The sequence below is a fragment of the Gammaproteobacteria bacterium genome (genome assembly GCA_037388465.1).
Taxonomy (GTDB): domain Bacteria; phylum Pseudomonadota; class Gammaproteobacteria; order SpSt-1174; family SpSt-1174; genus JARRKE01.
The window spans coordinates 1-19,251 of the sequence record JARRKE010000033.1 but is presented as its reverse complement, the minus strand read 5'-3'; the positions used below and the strand labels follow the sequence as shown (position 1 = coordinate 19,251).

Annotated in this window: 22 protein-coding genes; 12 read left to right on the top strand and 10 right to left on the bottom strand. The window is 61.0% G+C overall.

Translation table 11 applies throughout. The features are described from left to right. Positions 1-513 (top strand): cytochrome c oxidase assembly protein (locus P8Y64_08350; GenBank protein MEJ2060483.1); only part of this gene is annotated, 513 nt, incomplete at its 5' end. A 92-nt stretch (positions 514-605) separates the two neighbouring features. After that, positions 606-959 (top strand): peptidoglycan-binding domain-containing protein, encoded by a 354-nt coding sequence (locus P8Y64_08345; GenBank protein MEJ2060482.1) that lies wholly within the window; start codon positions 606-608, stop codon positions 957-959. 76 nt (positions 960-1,035) lie between these two features. Here the strand turns inward: P8Y64_08345 and argE are convergent, their stop codons facing one another. Beyond that, the gene (argE, locus tag P8Y64_08340) at positions 1,036-2,187 is read right to left on the bottom strand and encodes an acetylornithine deacetylase (GenBank protein ID MEJ2060481.1); all 1,152 of its coding nucleotides are present in this window, start codon (positions 2,185-2,187) and stop codon (positions 1,036-1,038) included. Between the two features lie 65 nt (positions 2,188-2,252). Between argE and P8Y64_08335 the strand changes: the two genes are divergently transcribed. The 7 genes from P8Y64_08335 (at position 2,253) to P8Y64_08305 (ending at position 9,218) form a co-directional block, all read left to right on the top strand. Further along, the gene (locus tag P8Y64_08335) at positions 2,253-3,404 is read left to right on the top strand and encodes a GNAT family N-acetyltransferase/peptidase C39 family protein (protein MEJ2060480.1); all 1,152 of its coding nucleotides are present in this window, start codon (positions 2,253-2,255) and stop codon (positions 3,402-3,404) included. Continuing rightward, positions 3,397-4,863 carry a RimK family protein gene (locus P8Y64_08330; GenBank protein MEJ2060479.1) on the top strand — a complete coding sequence of 489 codons (1,467 nt, stop codon included), beginning with the start codon at positions 3,397-3,399 and terminating at the stop codon, positions 4,861-4,863. Before P8Y64_08335 ends, P8Y64_08330 begins: the two co-directional genes overlap by 8 nt. A 39-nt stretch (positions 4,864-4,902) precedes the next feature. After that, positions 4,903-5,778 (top strand): alpha/beta hydrolase, encoded by an 876-nt coding sequence (locus tag P8Y64_08325; protein ID MEJ2060478.1) that lies wholly within the window; start codon positions 4,903-4,905, stop codon positions 5,776-5,778. 8 nt (positions 5,779-5,786) lie between these two features. Next, a complete protein-coding gene (locus P8Y64_08320) occupies positions 5,787-6,443 on the top strand; it encodes a hypothetical protein (protein ID MEJ2060477.1) in 657 nt (218 codons plus the stop codon). After that, a complete protein-coding gene (locus P8Y64_08315) occupies positions 6,425-6,841 on the top strand; it encodes a hypothetical protein (protein MEJ2060476.1) in 417 nt (138 codons plus the stop codon). Before P8Y64_08320 ends, P8Y64_08315 begins: the two co-directional genes overlap by 19 nt. Before the next feature lie 74 nt (positions 6,842-6,915). Continuing rightward, positions 6,916-7,632 carry a DUF4386 domain-containing protein gene (locus P8Y64_08310; protein ID MEJ2060475.1) on the top strand — a complete coding sequence of 239 codons (717 nt, stop codon included), beginning with the start codon at positions 6,916-6,918 and terminating at the stop codon, positions 7,630-7,632. Positions 7,633-7,889: 257 nt separating this feature from the next. Further along, positions 7,890-9,218 carry a diguanylate cyclase gene (locus P8Y64_08305; protein ID MEJ2060474.1) on the top strand — a complete coding sequence of 443 codons (1,329 nt, stop codon included), beginning with the start codon at positions 7,890-7,892 and terminating at the stop codon, positions 9,216-9,218. Positions 9,219-9,318: 100 nt separating this feature from the next. Here the strand turns inward: P8Y64_08305 and P8Y64_08300 are convergent, their stop codons facing one another. Continuing rightward, a complete protein-coding gene (locus tag P8Y64_08300; GenBank protein ID MEJ2060473.1) occupies positions 9,319-9,855 on the bottom strand; it encodes a MerR family transcriptional regulator in 537 nt (178 codons plus the stop codon). A gap of 9 nt (positions 9,856-9,864) precedes the next feature. Then, positions 9,865-10,266 (bottom strand): hypothetical protein, encoded by a 402-nt coding sequence (locus tag P8Y64_08295; protein MEJ2060472.1) that lies wholly within the window; start codon positions 10,264-10,266, stop codon positions 9,865-9,867. A 220-nt stretch (positions 10,267-10,486) separates the two neighbouring features. Between P8Y64_08295 and P8Y64_08290 the strand changes: the two genes are divergently transcribed. The 3 genes from P8Y64_08290 to P8Y64_08280 all read left to right on the top strand — a co-directional run bounded on the left by P8Y64_08290 (position 10,487) and on the right by P8Y64_08280 (position 11,952). Next, on the top strand, positions 10,487-10,858 hold the full coding sequence (locus P8Y64_08290) for a hypothetical protein (GenBank protein MEJ2060471.1): 372 nt from the start codon (positions 10,487-10,489) through the stop codon (positions 10,856-10,858). A gap of 110 nt (positions 10,859-10,968) precedes the next feature. Beyond that, positions 10,969-11,376, top strand: a complete 408-nt coding sequence (locus tag P8Y64_08285; GenBank protein ID MEJ2060470.1) for a VOC family protein — start codon at positions 10,969-10,971, stop codon at positions 11,374-11,376. 33 nt (positions 11,377-11,409) lie between these two features. Further along, the gene (locus tag P8Y64_08280; GenBank protein MEJ2060469.1) at positions 11,410-11,952 is read left to right on the top strand and encodes a DUF1697 domain-containing protein; all 543 of its coding nucleotides are present in this window, start codon (positions 11,410-11,412) and stop codon (positions 11,950-11,952) included. A 62-nt stretch (positions 11,953-12,014) separates the two neighbouring features. On the opposite strand, the gene P8Y64_08275 is transcribed toward P8Y64_08280, so the two are convergent. The 7 genes from P8Y64_08275 to P8Y64_08245 form a co-directional block, all read right to left on the bottom strand. Beyond that, entirely contained in the window at positions 12,015-13,031 is a 1,017-nt protein-coding gene (locus P8Y64_08275) for a lysylphosphatidylglycerol synthase transmembrane domain-containing protein (GenBank protein MEJ2060468.1), read from the bottom strand. Further along, complete coding sequence (locus tag P8Y64_08270) at positions 13,028-13,780, bottom strand: polysaccharide deacetylase family protein (protein ID MEJ2060467.1); 753 nt, start codon at positions 13,778-13,780, stop codon at positions 13,028-13,030. The genes P8Y64_08275 and P8Y64_08270 overlap by 4 nt, the downstream gene beginning before the upstream one ends. Next, positions 13,767-14,894: a glycosyltransferase family 1 protein gene (locus tag P8Y64_08265; protein ID MEJ2060466.1), complete on the bottom strand. Its 1,128-nt coding sequence runs from the start codon at positions 14,892-14,894 to the stop codon at positions 13,767-13,769. The genes P8Y64_08270 and P8Y64_08265 overlap by 14 nt, the downstream gene beginning before the upstream one ends. A 132-nt stretch (positions 14,895-15,026) precedes the next feature. After that, positions 15,027-16,193 carry a hypothetical protein gene (locus P8Y64_08260; protein ID MEJ2060465.1) on the bottom strand — a complete coding sequence of 389 codons (1,167 nt, stop codon included), beginning with the start codon at positions 16,191-16,193 and terminating at the stop codon, positions 15,027-15,029. A gap of 180 nt (positions 16,194-16,373) precedes the next feature. Further along, the gene (locus tag P8Y64_08255; protein MEJ2060464.1) at positions 16,374-17,291 is read right to left on the bottom strand and encodes a glycine betaine ABC transporter substrate-binding protein; all 918 of its coding nucleotides are present in this window, start codon (positions 17,289-17,291) and stop codon (positions 16,374-16,376) included. Between the two features lie 17 nt (positions 17,292-17,308). Beyond that, complete coding sequence (locus P8Y64_08250) at positions 17,309-18,157, bottom strand: proline/glycine betaine ABC transporter permease (protein ID MEJ2060463.1); 849 nt, start codon at positions 18,155-18,157, stop codon at positions 17,309-17,311. Further along, positions 18,154-19,251, bottom strand: a 1,098-nt coding sequence (locus P8Y64_08245) for a glycine betaine/L-proline ABC transporter ATP-binding protein (protein MEJ2060462.1), incomplete at its 5' end; no start/stop codon positions are given. The genes P8Y64_08250 and P8Y64_08245, both read right to left, overlap by 4 nt.

Below are 19,251 nucleotides of genomic sequence, written 5' to 3'. Positions count from 1 at the left end.
GGAATATACGCCGTGGTGATTCACCCGGCCGGTGCGTCGCTGCTGTTTCTCGGCGTGCTGTACTTCTGGCACATCCCGCGCTATTTCGATCTCACCGTGCTGCACGACAGCTGGGACGATTTCGCACACGTCACCATGCTCGTCACCGGCGTGTGGTTCTGGTGGATGATCCTCGATCCGCGCCGGCGTCCGGGACGCGTTTCCTTCGGCCTGCGCCTGCTGGTGCTGGGCATTACCGTGGTGCCCAACAGCCTGCTCGGCGCCTACCTTACTTTCATCCATGCCGACCTCTACACCGCCTACGATCAGGTGGGGCGGTGGTGGGGATTGAGCGCTCTGACCGACCAGCAACTGGCCGGTCTTATCCTGTGGATTCCAGGCGCGATGATGTATTTCATTGCGCTCCTGGTCGTGCTGTGGTTATGGCGCCGGGATGAGCTCGGGGTGGGGGCGACGGAGGCCGTGAAAGCCCCGCCAGCAGCGGCTTTCAGCGAATTTACGGCCTCCAGCTGAGGGCAAAAAATTTATATTTTCCTGGTGACTTTCCGGGCGTATATTCTGCGCGCGGCCATGATTCCCATGGCCCTTTTTGGAGAGTCGATTACATGAAAAAGGTAGTCATTGTTGGGCTTACACTTGCGTCTATCCTGGCTGGCCCGGCCGTTTTCGCTGATGAGGCTGCCAAGGCTCCTGCCGCTACTTCCCAATCTGCGCCGGCCAAGCCGGAAATGAAGAAGGAACAGAAAAAAGAGCACAAGGATGCAAAGAAAAAAACCAGGATGTCCGCAGAGGTCAAGGCGTTGCAGGAGGCCTTGAATGCTCACGGTGCCAAGCTGAAGGCCGACGGCATGTGGGGCAAAAATACCCGCGCCGCGCTCAAGGCCTACCAGAAAAAGAACGGCCTGAAGGTCACCGGTCACGCCGACAAGGCGACCCGCGCCAAGCTTGGCATGAAGTAAGTCCCGAACAGTCTATCGGCTGTGCTCCAAAGGCTGGCGGATTTCCGCCAGCCTTTTTTTATTCCCGCTGCCCGCTTCAGTTCTCCACGCAGACCTTGCGGATCAGGCGCCGCAGCAGGTCGGTCGCTTCGGCCAGTGCGGCGCGTTCGATGAACTCGTCCGGCTGGTGGGCCTGGTCGATGCGTCCGGGGCCCATCACCAGGGTTTCGATTCCGAGCTGCTGGTAGAACGGCGCCTCGGTGGCGAAGGCGACCGACAGCGAGCTGCGCCCGCTCAGGGTTTCGGTCAGATCCACCAGCGGTGATTCTTCCGTGGTCTCGAAGGCCTCGATGCCGGAAAACAGCGAATGGGTTTCGAAGCGCAGGTCGCTGTCCGCGAGGGCCTTTGCCACGCGCTGGCGCAGTTCCTCGCGCAGCTCGTCGATATGCATGCCCGGCAGCGGGCGCAGGTCGAAGTGCAGTTCGCATTCCGGGCAGATGCGGTTGGGGTTGTCGCCGCCGTGGATGTGCCCGAGGTTGAGGGTGGGGTAGGGCACGGCGAAGGCGGGATTGCGTTGCGCCTTCAGGTCCGCCTGCCAGGCCAGGATTTCACCCATGACCTTGTGCATGCCTTCCAGTGCGTTGGCGCCCTGCGCGGGATCGCTGGAATGGCCGCTGCGCCCGAGTATGCGCACCGCTTCCATGATGATGCCCTTGTGCCGGTTCACCGGCTGCAGCCCGGTGGGCTCGCCGATGATGCAGTACCGGGCGCGCGGGCGGCCCAGCCGGGCGAGCATGCGCGCGCCGTCCATGCTGCTTTCCTCGTCCGCCGTGCCCACGATGATCAGCGGGCGCTTGAGGGTGGCGGCGTCGAAGTCGCGCGCGGCCTCGATGGCCAGGGCCAGAAAGCTTTTCATGTCGGCGGTGCCCAGGCCATACAGGCGGCCGCCATCCTCGGTGACGGCGAAGGGGTCGTGCTGCCAGCGTCCCTCGTCGTAGGGCACCGTGTCGGTGTGGCCGGACAGGATCAGCCCGTCCTCGCCGTCGCCCAGGGTGGCGATCAGGTTCGCCTTGTTGGGGAAGCGCTCCAGCGGCAGCACCTCCACGCTGAACCCGGCGTCCTCCAGCCAGGCGGCGAGCAGGTCGACCACCTCGCGGTTGCCCATGTCGAATTCGGGGGTGACGCTGCTGATCGAGGGCGTGGCGATCAGCCCGCTGAGCATCTGGTCCAGTGCGGGAAGGCGGGGCATAGGAGTCGTATTCGGGAAGGTATATGCTCAGCATAGTACGGCGCGCCTGCGCCTGGAAGACGTGTATGAACCATCCGAGCCGAACCGCCACCCGCACCGCACCGGCGCTGGCGATCCGCGAAGCCACAGCGGACGATATCGACGCTTTGGTGGAGCTGGAAAACGCCAGCTTCGAAACCGATCGCCTGACGCGACGCCAGTTCCGTTACATGATCACCCGCGCCCACGCCGACGTTCTGGTCTGCGAGACGGAGGGAGTGCTCGCGGGCTACGTGCTGGTGCTGTTCAGCCGCGGTACCTCGATGGCGCGCATCTACTCCATCGCCGTGTCGGCCGACATGCGCGGACGCGGTATCGGGCCGGCCCTGGTCGAGGCGGTGGAATCGCGCGCCATCGAACACGGCAGCATCAGCATGCGTCTGGAAGTCAGGCGCGACAACGCGGCTTCCCTGGCCATGTTCCAGCGTCTCGGCTACCGCCAGTTCGCTTCGGTGGACGATTACTACGAAGACCACATGGAGGCGCTGCGCTTAGAGAAATCGCTGGCGCCGCATCTCAAGCCTGCCCAGGCGCTGGTGCCGTTTTACGAGCAGACGCTGGATTTTACCTGCGGCCCCGCCTCGCTGATGATGGCCATGAAGGCGCTGGACCCCGACCTGGAACTGAGCCGCACCCTGGAACTGCGTCTGTGGCGCGAGGCGACCACCATCTTCATGACCTCCGGCCATGGTGGCTGCGGTCCCTTCGGGCTGGCGTTGTCCGCCTGGCATCGCGGCTTCGACGTCGAGGTGTTCGTTAACCAGGAGGCGGACTTTTTCGTCGACTCGGTGCGCAGCCCGGTCAAGAAAGAGGTGATCCGCCTGGTGCAGGAGGACCAGATCGCCGAGATGCGCGCCCACGACATTCCGCTGCATCTCTCCCCGCTCAACATCGGCGAGCTCAAGGAGCGCTTCGAGGCAGGAGCGATCCCGGTGGTGCTGATCAGCTCGTATCGCATTTACGGTGAGAAATTTCCTCACTGGGTGGTGGTGAACGGTTTCGACGAGCGTTTCATTTACGTGCACGACCCGTTCATCGATTACGAAAAGGGCGAAACGCCGCTCGATTCCATCAACATGCCGATTCTGCAAAAGGAGTTCGAACACATGACGCGATACGGACGCGCAGGGCTCAAGGCCGTTTTGCTGCTGACCAGGAGGAATGCCGGCAATGCCTGAGCCTTTGGTCGTCGTCGAACAGCTTGCCGACTGGAAGCCCGAATATCCCCAACTGAACGTCATTACCGCCCGCGAGTACCTGGGCAGCGCCGCGCGCGAACAGGCCGAGAACGGCGGCCTGCTCATCAACCTGGCGCGCGGCTATCGCTACCTGAGCCTGGGTTACTACTGCTCGCTGCTCGCCGAGGCGCGCGATCAGCGCGTCATCCCCAGCGTGCGCACCATCCAGGACCTGAGCCGCAAGTCGATCTACACCCTGGACACCAGCGACCTGGAGCGTATGGCGCGCAAGGCCGCGGGCAAGGCAAAACACGATGTCACCGTCAGCGGCCTGACCATCATGATCTACTTCGGCCAGGTGCAGGCGCCGGAATGGCAGGACCTCGCGCGGCAGATCTTCGAGGCCTTCCCCTGCCCCGTACTGCGCGTCGAGCTGCGCAACCAGGGCGACTGGCGCATCAGCAGTATCCAGTCCGTGCCGCTGCACAGTCTGACTGCCGAGCATCAGGCATCGTTCGCGGCCGCGCTGGAAGTGTTCCTCACCAAGCGCTGGCGCAAGCCGCGTTCGCGCACCCGCTACCGCTACGATCTGGCGGTGCTGCACAACCCGGACGAAGAGCTGCCCACTTCCGACAAGCGCGCGCTCAACAACCTGGTGCGGGTCGGCAAGACCATGGGCATCGACGTGGACCTCATCACGCGCAAGGACTATTCGCGCGTGGCGGAATACGACGCGCTGTTCATCCGCGAGACCACCAACATCGACCACTACACCTACCAGTTCGCCAAGAAGGCGGAAAGCGAAGGCATGGTGGTGATCGACGATCCCGACTCCATCCTGCGCTGCACCAACAAGGTGTATCTGGCCGAGCTGCTGCACGGCCACCGCGTGCCGCATCCGCGCACCGTCATCGTCAGCCGCGACAACCTGTCCGAGCTGGAAGCCAAGCTCGATTTTCCCATGGTGCTGAAGATTCCGGACGGCTCGTTCTCGCGCGGCGTGGTCAAGGCCAACGACGCCGCCGAGCTCAAGCGCCTGGCCGCCGGCCTGCTCAAGGAGTCCGACCTCATCCTGGCACAGGAATTTCTCTACACCGAGTTCGACTGGCGGGTGGGTATCCTCAACAACCAGCCGCTGTACGTCTGCCAGTACTTCATGTCCAAAAAGCACTGGCAGATCGTCGATCACAGCGGTTCGGGCCGGCCCAAGCAGGGTGGCTGGAAAACCCTGAGCGTGGAGGACGCGCCGCCCAAGGTGGTGAAGACCGCGCTGCGCGCTGCCAAGCTGGTCGGCAACGGTCTGTACGGCGTGGACCTCAAGCAGATCGGCGATCGCGTCGTGGTCATTGAGATCAACGACAACCCCAGCATCGAATCCGGCGTCGAGGATGCCGTGCTCGGCGATAATCTGTATCGTGCGTTATTGGAAGAATTCGTACGCCGCATCGAGGGCGGTTGAAAGCGATCCCTATCACCGTAGAGCAAGGGATGTGCCTGAGTGACAGAGAAATCTTCATTGATCTCCCTTTCGGACGGGCGCCGTCTCGCTTACGGCGAGTACGGCGACCCGAATGGCAAGCCGGTCATCTACAACCACGGCCTGCTGGCCTCGCGTTTCGAGGCCGCATTCGCCGACGATGTGGCGCAAAAGCTCGGCCTGCGTCTTATCTCCATAGACCGGCCCGGTTACGGCCGGTCCGATCCCAAACCCGACCGCACGCTGCTCGACTGGCCGCAGGACGTCGCCGCACTGGCCGATGTCTTACGTATCCCACGCTTTCACCTGCTCGGTATCTCCGGCGGTGGGCCCTATGCGTTGGCCTGCGCCAGGGAGCTGGCGGGCCGGGTCGACGGCCTCACCCTGATTTGCGCCCTCGGCCCGCCCGCGTCGCTGGACGAGCTCGAATCCGGTCCGGGCACGCGCCTGTTCGAATTCGCCGGAAGGCACCCGCATATTGCGCGCCTCGCGCTCGCACCGCTCGGTGTGTGGTTGCGCCGTTCGCCGGTCAGCTTCGTGGAACGCATGATGGCCGCCGCCAGCCCGGAAGACCGGGCCGTGCTGCGCGATCCTCTAGTGCGAGCCGGCTTCGCCAGGGCGTTGCGCGAAGGCGCCCGCCAGGGCGTGGCTGGCGCACTGACCGATATTGGCCTATATGGACGTGACTGGGGCTTCAGGCTTGATGACATCATGCTGCCCGTGAGTTTGTGGCAGGGAGAGGCCGATCACACCGTACCGCCCGTTATGGCGCATTATCTGGCGGAACACCTACCTGAGTGTGAGATGCATTTTGTGCCTAAGGAAGGGCATTTTTCGCTACCAGTTAAACATATGCCTGAGATCTTGAACGATGCTGCTAGTTTGAACGTTGGTTGAGGTTTGTATTGAATATTTTTCGGTTATGGCAATGGCTTGTAGAAATCTGGCGCTGGTTGGTTGAAGCGAAATTGGTATTTATGTGCATTCTTGTTATTACAGCGTCAGTGAGTTTAGGTATGGGGCGGTGGCATAGCGAGTTTTCTATTAGATCAGCAGGCTGGGGGCTTCAAATTATAGGCATGATTTTCGCTGCGCGAGGACTGCTTAATATTAGGGTGCATTTTGGGAAACCCATGTTGAGTAAGCTCCTTTTTGCCTGGATTAAGAGGTTCCCAAAATACAAAAGGAGTATTGTCGTAAGCCCGAGCGTTGCACATATGATGTCGTTGGGAATGACAGCGAGAGCAGAAGTTTGGCATCCAGATGACAAAAATATGCCAATTGCAAAAAGAGTCGATGTAATAAATAGAAATCTAGAAATAATTAGAATCGAACAGCGCGAGCAAGCAAAATTAATAGATGAGTTAAAAGACAGTCATGAACAATATAAGGGAGTTATGGCGGAGCGAACCAATAAGATGGAGGAGGATATTCGCTCTGATATAGAGTCCTTATATACAAGTGATTTGATAACTTCTCTAGTGGGGTTGGTGTGGCTAACAGTAGGTATAACAATGAGTACTATGGCTCCTGAGCTGTATACGTGGATATATCAGATTTGATAAATGAATTTCAAATAGATGATTCTTTCTCTCTGCGTTATAGGATTTTTCTTCGCGCAAGTTGCATATTAAATGGCAGCACTCGCGGACTTATACGGTTTAGTTTGGCGTTTATCTTATTGGCTGTTTCTTCTGTTGCTATTGGTAGTGATCTTGAGGATCTGGCTCGTGATGGTTATGCCGTGATAGAGAAAACACAAGTTGATGGTGATTTTGACGGCTGTGATTTCGGTAGACGCATACCGCTAATGGACGGCCTTATTTTTGTTTGCTCTGGATATGGTTATTCGTACGCGTTTATGCCGGAAGTCCTTATATTAAAAAATATTAATTCTAGTGACATAAAGATTCTGATTAATGGTGATGAATATGATGGTTATCTTTACAGAAGACGCTGAAAGTAATGCCGTGAGCGGGTCATTTGTCTAATAATGAATCTAGGGTTAGGGCTGTGCACCAATCATCAATCGTAATGAAACCTTCTAGTGTTGAAATGCAGTCATTAATTTATGCGAGATTCTCCGGAGTCTTGTATCTAACTATTATCGTTTTCGGCATCTCCAGCGAGGTATTCATCCGTTCCGGCTTGATTGTGACTGGAGACGCGGCAGCAACGGCCACCAACATACTGGCATCCAAGGGTTTGTTCCGCACCGGTTTCGCGTTAGACGCCATCATGCTGTTGAGCGACGTCGCGATTGCGATACTGTTTTATCAGCTGCTCAAGCCGGTCAGTAAAACCCTATCCCTCATGGCGGCGGCATTCAGGCTGATGCAGGCCGCCATCCTCGGCTTTAACCTGCTCAATTATTACGCGCCCATGCTGCTGCTAAGTGAGGCGGGCTACATGAATGCCTTCGAAACCGGACAGCTGCATGCACTCGCGCTGTTTTATCTTGACCTGCATAGCTATGGCTATGACCTGGGCCTGTTGTTCTTCGCGCTGTCCAACCTGATTCTGGGCTACCTGATCATCAGGTCGGATTACTTCCCGAGCATATTGGGATACGGGCTGCAGGCGGCGGCCGTGGTTTATCTGGTGGGCAGCTTTACCCGGTTCCTGGTGCCGGATTATGTATCGCTCGTCGAGCCCGCCTATGTCATTCCGTTGCTGGCTGAACTTTCCTTCTGTTTGTGGCTCTTGATAAAGGGCATAAAGACCCGGTCATTGCCTGAAGCAGCCGGGTGACTCCATGGGCCTGTCAGCCTGGCCGGTTCTGCAATTGCATGGGCTTTCTTACTGCGGTTGCCCGTCCCGGGCGAAAACCGGCCAACCGGCCGCCGAATGTAGTCATATAATGTTGTTGAACCAGGCTCAGGGATGGGCGGCTGGGCATTTTTTGATCATGGCATCCGCCTGACAAAGAGCCGGACAGTAGGGAGGCAGACCACCTTTTCACTCTTTTTGTATGGAAATGGCAATAATGTTTCCTATCCTCATCGCTTATGACCACGGATTCCCAGGCCTTCCTCAATAAGGTCATGGACCTGCTGGTCGATACGGTCTGCGTAGTCGACCCCGAGGGATGCTTTGTCTTCGTCAGCGCGGCCTGTGAGCGTCTGTTCGGATACACCCAGGAAGAGCTGATCGGCAGGAACATGATCGAGCTGGTGCATCCGGAAGACCGTGAGCGGACCCTGCAGGCCGCCGAGAGGATTATGGGCGGATATCTGCAGACCAATTTCGAGAATCGCTACGTACGCAAGGATGGCAGCGTGGTGCATGTCATGTGGTCGGCCCGCTGGTCGGAATCCGACGGTATCCGGCTGGCCGTGGCACGCGACGTCACGGTGCTCAAGCACGCCGCCCATATGCAGGATGCGCTTTACCGGATTTCCGAGGCCGCGCATTCCGCCGAAGGGCTGCCCGAGCTTTACCGGCATATCCACGGCATCGTCGGCGAACTGCTGCCGTCGGACAATTTCCTCGTTGCGCTCTACGATAAGTCGAACGACGCGCTGTCGTTTCCGTACTCTGCCGAGGAGGTGGCACATCGGATCCCCACGCAGGAATTGGATGTGGACACGCCTATTGCGGAGGTGATCCAAACAGGCCGGAGCCTGTTGGCGGTCGTTGGCGGCCCGGGAGAGGCCTTTGATATGGCCTCGGCGGCGAATATGGGTTGTGCAAACTGGTTGGGTACACCGCTGATTTCCCAGGAGCAGGTCATGGGTGCCCTGGTCGTGCAGTCGAAGGATGCCGGAGATTTGTGTTACACCGAAGCGCATAAGGAGCTGCTGCAGTTCGTTTCGACCCAGGTCGCCACCGCCATAGAACGCAAGCAGAAGGAAACCCGGCTGCAACATCTGGCGCTTCACGATGCGTTGACCGGCCTTCCCAATCGGGCGCTTTTCCAGGATCGGCTGGATATGGCGCTCAGGCGGGCCGAGCGCGATAGTGAGCAGGTCGGCCTGCTGTATATCGATCTGGATGAGTTCAAGCAGGTCAACGATACATACGGTCACGAGGTTGGCGATTTATTGTTGCGCGAAGTGTCCCGGCGTCTTGCGCGGTGCGTGCGTGAATCCGATACGGTCGGACGGATGGGCGGCGATGAATTTACGGTGCTATTGACCAATGTTCGCGGTATGTCGTGTGTCGAGGCGGTCGTGAACAAGGTGCGTGATGCGATCGGTGCGCCGTTTGAGAATGAAGGCGTGATTCTGACCGTTTCGGCCAGTATCGGTGCGGCTGCCTATCCGGAGCACGCTACCGACAGGGATCAGTTGATTCGCCATGCCGATGCAAGCATGTATGCCGCCAAAACTCGTTAAAAGTCAGGCCGGTTTTGCGCTATCGCCCGGCCTATAAAGAGCTGCGGGTTTTTGAGTCTCAGGTCGAGGCGTTTTGCGCGGTGTGCTGCAAAACCGTGAGTTAAACATCAGTGCGCGATCTACGCCGTATATCCGCAATCTCATCCTTGTCGAGCCCCAGAGATTCCAGAAACGCCTGATGCGCCTCCGGCTCATCGCGTTCGAAGGCCTGGTGCCAACGCACTCGGCCTGCCTCATCCACACCCGCTTCCTCCAGCATGGCGACCCATTGCGCCACGTCGACATTGCGATAGCGGGGCTGTTGCGCGCCACGGCCCAGGAGCTGGACGACCAATCGCTGCCGAGCCCGCAGACGGTCGATCTCCTCGTTGAGGACGCCGAGCTGATGCTCCAGCGCCGTCTCCAGGGTATCGTCACCGGTTTCATCCAGAATCGCCTGGATGGCCTTGAGGGGCAGGCCCGCCTTGCGGAAGGTGTTGATCCGCGCCATGCGGTCCGCTTCGGCCTTGCCATACAGCCGGTATCCCGCCGGATTGACCCCGCTGGGCTTGAGCAGCCCGATGCGGTCGTAATAGAGCAAAGTCGCACGGGACAGGCCAAAGCGTTTGGCGAAGGCGGTGATAGTTTGCGGCTGCATGGCTTATCGTCAGTCTATGGGTTCGCGATCCGGTTCGACCCAGGCGGCACGCGCCTCGGGTGAGGTCAGGCGTTCCTCGCTGAAGTGACGTGCGAGCACGCCGCGTGCGTCGGTGACGAGATCCGGGTTGGCCGCCAGGAACGCTTCGAAATTATGGCTCATATCGCCGTGTATGCGCTTGGCCATGATGCGCATCAACGCCTCGCTGAGGGTGTGGTTGAATTTCTCCGGGGCGCCGAACTTGTCGGCCAGGTCGTGGATACCCTCGCAAACCCGGGTATTGGCTTCTTCGAGATCGTAATGGTTCAGGTGTAACCAGGCCATGTACAGGTGGCCCTTATGATCGAAGTACTCGGGCCCCAGGTCGCGGGCCTGGAAGCGGGCGAGATAGGTTTCGTCGTCGTGTGGCATGGGTGTGCTCCGGGGTTGGCGAAAGCCCGCGAGCATGCGGTGTGAAGTGGTAGACGGGTCAAGCAGGGCGAGCCGGAGGAATACAGACCAGGATATAAGCCAGGGTTAAGGTGGCATCTTGTCCGGTCTTGCTCTATATGACATGGCCCATTCAGCTCACGTCAGGTCCGCCCTTCATAGTCATTATATGGAGTGGGCGGCTGACAGACAGGAGGGGATCATGCCTAACCAAAAACGTTTAATCATCGCTACCTTGTCGGGTCTGCTATTCGGCTTCGTCTGTCTCGGCCTCGCCGCGAGCGGGTCCACATCGCTTCCGTGGGCGGCCGGTGTGCAGATTGTCAGCAGCCGCACGCTCATCGGCCTGGCTATCGGCATCAGTGCTGTCAGGATCGGGCATTGGTCGATTCACGGAATTGTCATGGGACTTCTCTTCAGTGTGCCGTTGGCGTTCAGCGGGCTGATGGCGCCGGACAATCCGGATTTCAGCAAGGCGGGCATGTTCGTCTGGACGCTGGTTCTGGGTATGGCCTACGGATTCCTCATTGAACTGATCACCACGGCGGTTTTCAAAGCCAAACAACCCGGCTGACCGGATAGCGACAACCGGTTCGGCGCACGCGCTGTGCCGGGTAGTGAATTATCACGCTGCATTCAATAGCATTTGACGTGCGGTCACGAGGCGGTGAGGAGGAGTTCGTCATGAAACCACGCATCAGCATGATCACGCTTGGGGTGAACGACATCGAGGCAGCCGTGAAATTCTACGAAGAAGGCCTCGGTTTTCCCCGCATGGAATCGCCGCCGGAGGTGGCATTCTTTACCCTCAACGGCACTTGGCTCGGTTTATACGGCAGAGAGGCGTTGGCCGAGGACGCAACCGTTTCCTCGAAAGGCAGCGGATTCGAAGGATTTGCGCTGGCCTACAACGTGCATTCGGAAGAAGAGGTGGACGAGGTTATCCACGTGGCAGCCAGGGCCGGCGCCATCGTGGCGAAAAAACCGCAAAAGGTTTACTGGGGCGGCTACAGCGGTTACTTCAAGGATCTGGACGGTCATTTGTGGGAAGTGGCCTACAACCCGCTGTTCTGGATTGGGCCGGAAGACTAGAGCGCCTGAACCTTTGTTGCGGCCGGCCTGAGTGTGAAGACCTACATCGCCCTGTTTCGAGGCATCAACATCGGTGGACATCATCTCCTGCCGATGAAGAACCTTGTGGCGATGCTTCAGGACATGGGATTCAGGCAGGTCAAGGCATATGGCCAGAGCGGCAATGTGGTGTTCCAGGGCGGGAGTGAGACTGCAGCCAGCATATCGAAACGAATCGGCGGCAGGATCGATGCCGAATATGGCTTTGAGCCTTACGTATTGATCCTCGATGCGAAGGCGCTGGGAAAGTCGATTTCCGGCAACCCTTACCCCGAGGCCGAATCCGATCCCAAATCCCTGCATGTGTATTTCCTGGCATCTGCACCGAAAAATCCCGACCTGGAAAAACTGAAAGCCGTCAGCCGCAAGAGCGAGGAGTTCTGCCTCAGTGGAAAACTTTTCTATCTACATGCACCGGAAGGCGCGGGTAGATCCAAGTTGGCGGCAAGTGTCGAAGGCGCGCTGGGCGTCACTCTGACGGCGCGAAACTGGCGGACGGTCTGCAAGATCATGGAGATGGCAAAGGAAGCCGGTTGACTGAAAAGAACGTGCAGTAGCAAAAATACTGCCGTGGTCTGTTTTGAAGTTTTCCGATGAGCTCAGCCGAGCCCGTGTCCGTCCCCTTCCAGCAGCCTGCGCGTCGCGCGTCCGGTGGTGATGGTGAACACCGGTGCGCCGAGCAGCAGGTACCAGTAGAACGTCACGAACCGCCACAGCAGCAGGCCCAGTGCCAGGGTGCCGGGGTCCAGCCAGGCCGCGAGCAGGGCGGCGAAACCGAGTTCCACGCCGCCCGCGCCGCCGGGCAGCATGCTCAGTTGCCCGGCGAACAGCAGGGCACCCTGCACCAGGAACAGGTACGACCACGGCACGGTCTGCCCCAGCCCGAACAGCACCAGCGGCAGGACGCTGTAGCGCAGCAGCCAGTGTCCGGCGCAGTACAGGTACAGCAGCGCCAGCCGATGGCGCGGCATGGCGAACAGCAGGCCGACGGCGTGGCGGAACTGGATGATCCAGCGCGCGATGCGCTGTCGGCGCCGTTTGTTGACCCGCAGCCAGCGCAACACCCGCCCCATGATGCGCATCAGCGGCCGGTAGTGGCGCATGAGTGCGATGACGGTAAGCACGCCGCCGGTCAGCGGACCGAGGATGGCGAGCGAGAACCACAGCGGATCGCCGAGGCGTCCGCCCATGGCGAACACGATCAGCGCCAGCGGGAAGGCGGTGGAGAAGAACGCCAGGTCCATGATGTGGTCGACCGCGTACAGCGAGGCGGCGCGCGCGGAGTTGAGGCCGTGCTGGCGCAGCAGATAAAGATAGGTCAGCGCGCCGCCTACACCGCCCGGAGTGGCGGCGCCGGCGAATTCGGTGCTGATGACCAGCGCGTAGGCCCGGCGGCGCGGGATGGTCACGCCGACATTGGCGGTGAGCAGGCGCAGGCGGGCGGCGTTGAACGCCCAGCCGAGCGCGACCATGGCCAGGGCGGCGGCGATCAGCTCGGGTGGAACGGTTCTGAGGCCCGCGAGCAGCGGACCGACACCGCCCCAGAGCACGGGCACGGCGAGGCTGACGCTGAGTGCGGCCAGACCCAGCCACAGACGGCGGCTGATGCGTTTCATGCGGCCAACCCCAGCCAGGCCGCCTTGGTCATCGGGGTGCGGGTTTCCAGCGCGGACTGCAGGGTTTCGATCCAGAAACGCACCGTTTCCGGATGGTCGGCATCGACCGGGTGCAGGCCCAGGCGCAGCAGGGGCGCATGGCGCAATCTGTGACGCAGCCAGCGGTTGTAAACGGCGGACAGGCGCAGCCGCCAGGCCGCGCGCACGCTCCAGACCAGGCTGGGGCTGGCGAGCGGCTGCCAGTCGGGCAGTTTGTAGAGCCGCTTCCGCGTGGAGGTGTAGTGAAAAGGCGAGCGGGTCAGTGCCTTGCAGGTGCCGGCGCTCATCAGCCAGGCGGGTGCGACAAAACCGTACGTGTTCCAGTCGAGCCGTGCGAAGCGCTCCAGGCCCTGTGTCAGCCGTTCGTGCGCCAGGGTTTCGTTCAGCGACGAAAACTCGCCTTCGCCCGCGGTGTAGAAACGGCGTTTGATTTCGTCGTAAGGCGAGTGCGAACCGCCGGTACCGTTGTCGAGATGAAACAGGCCATGCATCACGGTCTCGTCGCCACGGTCTATGCGCTGCCCGACGGCGCGGATGAAGGCCGGTGATTCGTCGATGGCCTGGCCGTAATGATATTCGGGCACCACCAGCAGCGTGACCGGGATATCGCCCAGTGCGTCGATCTGGCCGAGCAGGCGTTCGCAGTTGGGCCAGGTCGCGGGGGCGACGTCGTGCAGTACCACGCAGACTGCGGGGTCAGCCTGCGGCACGCGCCGTTCCCGTGCCCGCAGGCGGTTGGCCGAGCAGGTCCAGGTAGATGTCGAACAGCCGGGCGAGCGTTCGGTCCCAGGTCCAGTGGGCCTCCACGGCCTGGCGCGCCGCGTGCCCCATGGCGGCGACATCCTGTTCGAACAGCGCGATGACCGCATCGGCCAGATCACGCGCCGCACATGAGGGCGACAGTACGCCGGTCTCGGGCGTGACCAGTTCAGGCACCGCGCCGGCGTTCACGCCCACGACGGGGATACCGCTGGCCATGGCCTCGAGCACGATGAGGCCGAAGGTCTCCGTGTCTCCCGCGTGGACCAGGGCGTCGCTGCCCGCGAGCAGGCGCGAGAGTTCGGCGGCGCCGACGTAGCGCGCGAAGGCGCTGATGTTGGATACGGACGGACAGGGCATTTCCGGGCCGACCAGCAGCAGGTGATAGTCCGGTCCCAGCAGCCGGAAGGCCTCGACGAGACGGTCGATGTGCTTTTCGCGCGCATTGCGGCCGGCGAAGATCAGCAGCCGCGACTTGCGCGGCAGGCCGAGTTCGCGGCGCAGGTGTTCGCTGTGCCGCCGCGGATGAAAACGTTCGGCGTCCACGCCCAGCGGCTGCACCTGCACGTTGTCCACCCCGAATTCCAGCAGCTGATCGCGCATCACCTGGCTGGGGGTCAGTACCTGGTCATAGCGCCGGTACAGATGCCGCACGTAACGGCGGGTGACCGCCTGCGTCCAGTTGCCGAAGCGCGCCGCGATCAGGCGCGGCAGGTCGGAGTGGTAGAAGCCGATGGTGGGAATGCCGAGACGCTGGCCGGCCTCGAGCGCCGCCCAGCCGAGCCGGTAGGGGTCGCCGGCCTCGATCAGGTCGGGCGACAGCTCCAGCAGATATTTCACCCAGGGGCGGGTGCGCAGCGGAAAACGGTACCCGTCGGAAAACGGCAGCGGCGGCGCGCACAGCGTGTGCTGGTGCGGCGCCAGCAGGCCACGATAGGGGCCGGGCGTCAGCAGGGTATGGCGGACCAGCGTGTGGCGCGCAAGCCAGTCGTGCTTGGCGTCGAGGTAGCGTCTGACACCCCCGCTGTGCGGGGCATAGAACATGGTGAGGTCGCACAAATGCATCGGTGCTGCCGGTGTGGACGGACTGCGATTCAATCTTCCTATTTTAGGGATGCAGATGACAACGTGATTACATCCCGTGAATACGGGTTGCGGAGGGGGATGGCGCGTCCCTGCGCCGGGTGAGTCGGCTGCTTAGAAGTAGTAGCCGACGTTGATATTGAGGCGGGTCATACGCTTTTCGCTGGTGGTCGACACCATGTTGCCGCCGTCGAAGATCATGTTCTTGCCGGAGATCAGGTCGATGTAGGTATACACCGGACCGGAAGCGATCATCGTGCCGATGACGTTCTGCCAGATGGTGTTGAACTTGTCCTTGTCGGGCTGGATGACGGTGTTGTCGGAATAGAAGGTCAGCGAGTTCAGCGGCCCCCAGCTCACCGGCAGCTTGTACGCCAGGTTGACGATGCCGAAGGTGGCGCTGGCCGGCACGCCCCAGGCGTAGTTGTAGGCGCCCATGTTGATGGTGTCGCTCTGCACGCCGGCGGGGTTCTTGGGGTTGTACTGATAGCGCCCGACCTCGAGCTGCGGGTTCCAGCGCCCGTAGTGCCCGTCCAGGTGCGCCGCCACGGCGAAATGGTCGCCGTTCTTGCGGGTGTCGCTGTTGTACAGCTGGCCGGCCTGGGCGGAAAGGCCGACCTCGGTGCTGGCGTCGGAACCCTTGCCGAAGGTGTACGCCAGGCGGGTGGCCAGTTCGTTGGTGGCCATGTTGTTGCTGTTCGGATCATAGCCGGCGTAGCCGCCCACCTTGCTGGTTGCACCCTGTATGACGTCGATGGAGTAACGGCCGGTGTCGGTGTTGTCGCCGAAGTCGCTGTTTTTGTAGAAGCCGGCGGCGAAGTCCCAGGGGCCTTTGCTGTAAACGCCTTTGAGGCCGAGGTCGTACTGATCCTCGAGGCCGATGTAATAGGTGCCGCTGAACCAGAAGTTATGCGAGGCGAACGGCATCAGGCCGAAGGGCACCTTGTTCAGGCCGAACTCCATCTTGGTCTGCGGGTTTAACTGATAACCGATCCAGCCGTGGTGCAGCGCATTCCAGGTCTGGTAGAAGCGGTATTCGGCGGAGACCAGCCACTTGTTGTAGTGACCGTCCACGTTGAAGCGGAAGGTGTCGAAGTCGATGTCGCCCAGGCGGTCGTGCTGCTGATAGTCGTAATACTTGAGCACGTAGTTGTAGCGCAGTGCGCCGCCGATCTTCAGCGAGGTGTCAGCGGCAGCGGAGGCGGAAGGCGCGGCGAGGGTGAACGACAGGGGCAGTACCCCCAGGGCGATAGATCGCACGAGTCGGTTGCTTGTTTTCATGTGTATGACTCCTTACTCAGTACAGTGTTGTAGATGTTGGGATCCCATCGCGGACGATGGGCACAGTCGTTCGGATGCCGCGTAAGCGCCGCATCGACGGTGACTGATGGGAACTGGCGGCGCTTGCCGCCGGAGAAAGCGGGCCGGCCGCAGCCGGCCCGGGCAACTCGCGACAGCCGGTTACTGCAACCAGCTGGATACGAGCTTGGGGTTTTCCTTGACCCAGCGCTGGGCATCTTCGGATGCATTCGCGTTGGCCTCCTGGTTCCAGGCCATGACCTTCTGCATGTCGGCCGGCTTCCAGTTGAAGGCGTCGAGGATCTTGTATGCCTTGGGCATGTCCTTCTTCAGGCCTTCGCGGACCAGGGTGTCGATGTTCTCGGCAGTACCGTAGATGCCTTTCGGATCCTTGAGGTACTTGAGATCCCAGCGCGCCCACATCCAGTGCGGGGTCCAGCCGGTGACCACGATCCACTGGTGGTTGTCGATCGCGCTCTTGAGGGCGGCGGTCATGGTGGCGCCGCTGCCGCTGATGAGCTTCAGGGGCAGGTCGTAGTCCTTGATCACCTTCTGGGTCAGGCCCATTTCACCGGCGCCCGGATCGATGCCGACGATGCGGTCGTCGAACTTGGACGCGTTGTCCTTGAGCTGCGGAATGGAGTCGATGGTCACGTAGTCGGGTACGACCAGGCCGAGCTGGGTGCCGACCATGTTCGGGCCGAGGTTGACCAGCTTGTCCTTGGTCTTGGCGTAGTAGTTCGCCTGCGTGCTGGGCAGCCAGGCGCAGACCATGGCGTCGGCGTCGCCGTCGGCGATGGCGGCGTACATGGCGGCGGCGCTCACCGAGGTGGTGGTGACGTTAAAGCCCTGATCCTCGAGCACGGCCTTGACCACGTCGGTTGCCGCGACGCAGCTGGACCATTCGACGTACACCAGTCGGATGTTCTTGGACTGCGAGCCTTCCTGCGGCGCAGCCATTTCGCTTTCCTGTTTGCCGTTGGTCTTGTTGTTCTCCGACTTGGAGCAGCCGGCGAGCGCCGCGAGGGCGACGAACAGGCCTGCCAGGGCGAAGCGGGATAAGGTTGTCATTCGATTCATTGTCTTCTCCTGCTTGTTTATTTGTTGGCGGATGAATGTGAGCGGCGGCCGATGCGCTGCGTGATCCGGTCCAGGATCATGGCCAGGATCACGATGGCGAGGCCGGACTCGAATCCCTTGCCGGGTTCGAGGCGCTGAATCGCCTTCCAGACCTCGCCGCCGAGGCCGCCGGCGCCGATCATAGCCGCGATAACCACCATGGACAGTGCGAGCATGATGGTCTGGTTGACGCCGGCCATGATGGTGGGAACGGCCATCGGCAGCTGCACCTTGAACAGCTTTTGCCAGCGGGTGGAACCGAACGCATCGGCGGCTTCGATGAGATCGGCGGGTACCTGATTGATGCCCAGGGTGGTGAGGCGGATGGCCGGGGGCGTCGAGAAGATCACCGTGGCCACGCTGGCGGACACGGCGCCCAGGCCGAAGAATGGAATGGCCGGAATCAGGTAGACGAACGCCGGCATGGTCTGCATGAAATCGAGGATCGGCATGACCACCCGGTACACGCCGCGATTGAGTGCGGCGGCGATGCCCAGCGGCAGGCCGATCGCGACGGCGATCAGCGTGGAGATCAGCACCAGGGTGAAGGTCTCGATCGTCGGTTCCCACAGCCGCAGATTCCAGAGGAACAGCAGGCCGGCGGCGGTGAGGATGCCGACGCGGCGTCCGGCGACGCGCCAGCCAAGCAGTGCCACGGCGATGATGAGCAGCCATGGCGGCAGATACAGCAGACCGTGGACGATGGCGTCGATGGCGATCGACGTGGCGTGACTGAGCGCCTTGGTGATGAAGGCGAAGTGGGTGGTCAGCCAGTCGAGGCCGATGTCGATGAGATGCGCAAGCGGAAATTTGGGAATGTCATTCATGCGACGCCACTCCTTTCTTCAGCGGGCGATTCTTCCGTGCTGTTGTTGTTCTCGGACAGTGCGGACATCACGCCGGTGCGGGTGACGATGCCGAGCAGTTTGTTCTGCTCGTCGGTGACGGGGAGCGTGTAGGGCCAGTCGGCGAGGATGTTGATGATGTTCATCAGCGGCTCGTCGGGACTGACCGAGGGCGTTTCGTGGATGAGGCCGTCGATGGTCTTTTGCCCGGCCCTGGCGGCTTCGGAAACCGCTTCCAGGTCGAGGGTGCCGAGCAGGGTGTAATCGCGCTTCACCGCAATGATGCTGGTGTAGTTTTCCTCGTTCATCTTGTGCAACACCGTGCGCGGGCCGTCGTTCGGGAACGCCACCACGCGTGCGCGCGCCAGCACCGAGCGCGCCGTGAGCACGCGCGACATGTCCACGTTTTCCACGAAACGTTCGACGTAGGCGTTGGCCGGATTGTTGAGGATGTCCTCAGACGTGCCGATCTGCACCACGCGCCCGTCCTTCATCAGCACGATGCGGTCGCCGAGCTGCAGCGCCTCGTCGAGATCGTGGGTGATGAACACGATGGTTTTTTTCATGCGCTCCTGAAGCGACACCAGCTCGTGCTGCATGTCGCGCCGGATCAGCGGGTCGAGGGCGCTGAAGGCCTCGTCCATGAGCAGGATGTCGGGGTTCACCGCCAGGGCGCGGGCCAGGCCGACGCGTTGCTGCATGCCGCCGCTGAGTTGTCCGGGCGTGGCGTTCTCCCAGCCCTCCAGTCCGACCAGGCGCAGCGCCTCGGTGGCGCGCTCGCGGCGCTCCGCCGGTTCGACGCCCTGGATCTCCAGACCGTAGGCGGCGTTGTCCACGATGCTGCGGTGCGGAAACAGCGCGAAGTGCTGGAACACCATGCTGATCTTGTTGCGGCGCAGGTTGAGCAGCGCTTCGCGGTCGTAACGGGTGATGTCCTCGCCGTCGATATAGATATGACCGCGGGTCGGCGTGTTGAGGCGGTTCAGGCAGCGGATCAGGGTCGACTTGCCGCTGCCGCTCAGGCCCATGACCACCAGCAGCTCGCCTTCCTCGACCTCGAAGGAGACATCGGCGAT

Excerpts from the sequence above, each read along its gene's own strand:
- P8Y64_08345 (MEJ2060482.1), top strand. The coding sequence starts at position 606 with ATGAAAAAGGTAGTCATTGTTGGGCTTACACTTGCGTCTATCCTGGCT.
- argE (MEJ2060481.1), bottom strand. The coding sequence starts at position 2,187 with ATGCCCCGCCTTCCCGCACTGGACCAGATGCTCAGCGGGCTGATCGCC.
- P8Y64_08335 (MEJ2060480.1), top strand. The coding sequence starts at position 2,253 with ATGAACCATCCGAGCCGAACCGCCACCCGCACCGCACCGGCGCTGGCG.
- P8Y64_08330 (MEJ2060479.1), top strand. The coding sequence starts at position 3,397 with ATGCCTGAGCCTTTGGTCGTCGTCGAACAGCTTGCCGACTGGAAGCCC.
- P8Y64_08310 (MEJ2060475.1), top strand. The coding sequence starts at position 6,916 with ATGAAACCTTCTAGTGTTGAAATGCAGTCATTAATTTATGCGAGATTC.
- P8Y64_08305 (MEJ2060474.1), top strand. The coding sequence starts at position 7,890 with ATGACCACGGATTCCCAGGCCTTCCTCAATAAGGTCATGGACCTGCTG.
- P8Y64_08300 (MEJ2060473.1), bottom strand. The coding sequence starts at position 9,855 with ATGCAGCCGCAAACTATCACCGCCTTCGCCAAACGCTTTGGCCTGTCC.
- P8Y64_08295 (MEJ2060472.1), bottom strand. The coding sequence starts at position 10,266 with ATGCCACACGACGACGAAACCTATCTCGCCCGCTTCCAGGCCCGCGAC.
- P8Y64_08290 (MEJ2060471.1), top strand. The coding sequence starts at position 10,487 with ATGCCTAACCAAAAACGTTTAATCATCGCTACCTTGTCGGGTCTGCTA.
- P8Y64_08285 (MEJ2060470.1), top strand. The coding sequence starts at position 10,969 with ATGAAACCACGCATCAGCATGATCACGCTTGGGGTGAACGACATCGAG.
- P8Y64_08275 (MEJ2060468.1), bottom strand. The coding sequence starts at position 13,031 with ATGAAACGCATCAGCCGCCGTCTGTGGCTGGGTCTGGCCGCACTCAGC.
- P8Y64_08265 (MEJ2060466.1), bottom strand. The coding sequence starts at position 14,894 with ATGCATTTGTGCGACCTCACCATGTTCTATGCCCCGCACAGCGGGGGT.
- P8Y64_08260 (MEJ2060465.1), bottom strand. The coding sequence starts at position 16,193 with ATGAAAACAAGCAACCGACTCGTGCGATCTATCGCCCTGGGGGTACTG.
- P8Y64_08255 (MEJ2060464.1), bottom strand. The coding sequence starts at position 17,291 with ATGAATCGAATGACAACCTTATCCCGCTTCGCCCTGGCAGGCCTGTTC.
- P8Y64_08250 (MEJ2060463.1), bottom strand. The coding sequence starts at position 18,157 with ATGAATGACATTCCCAAATTTCCGCTTGCGCATCTCATCGACATCGGC.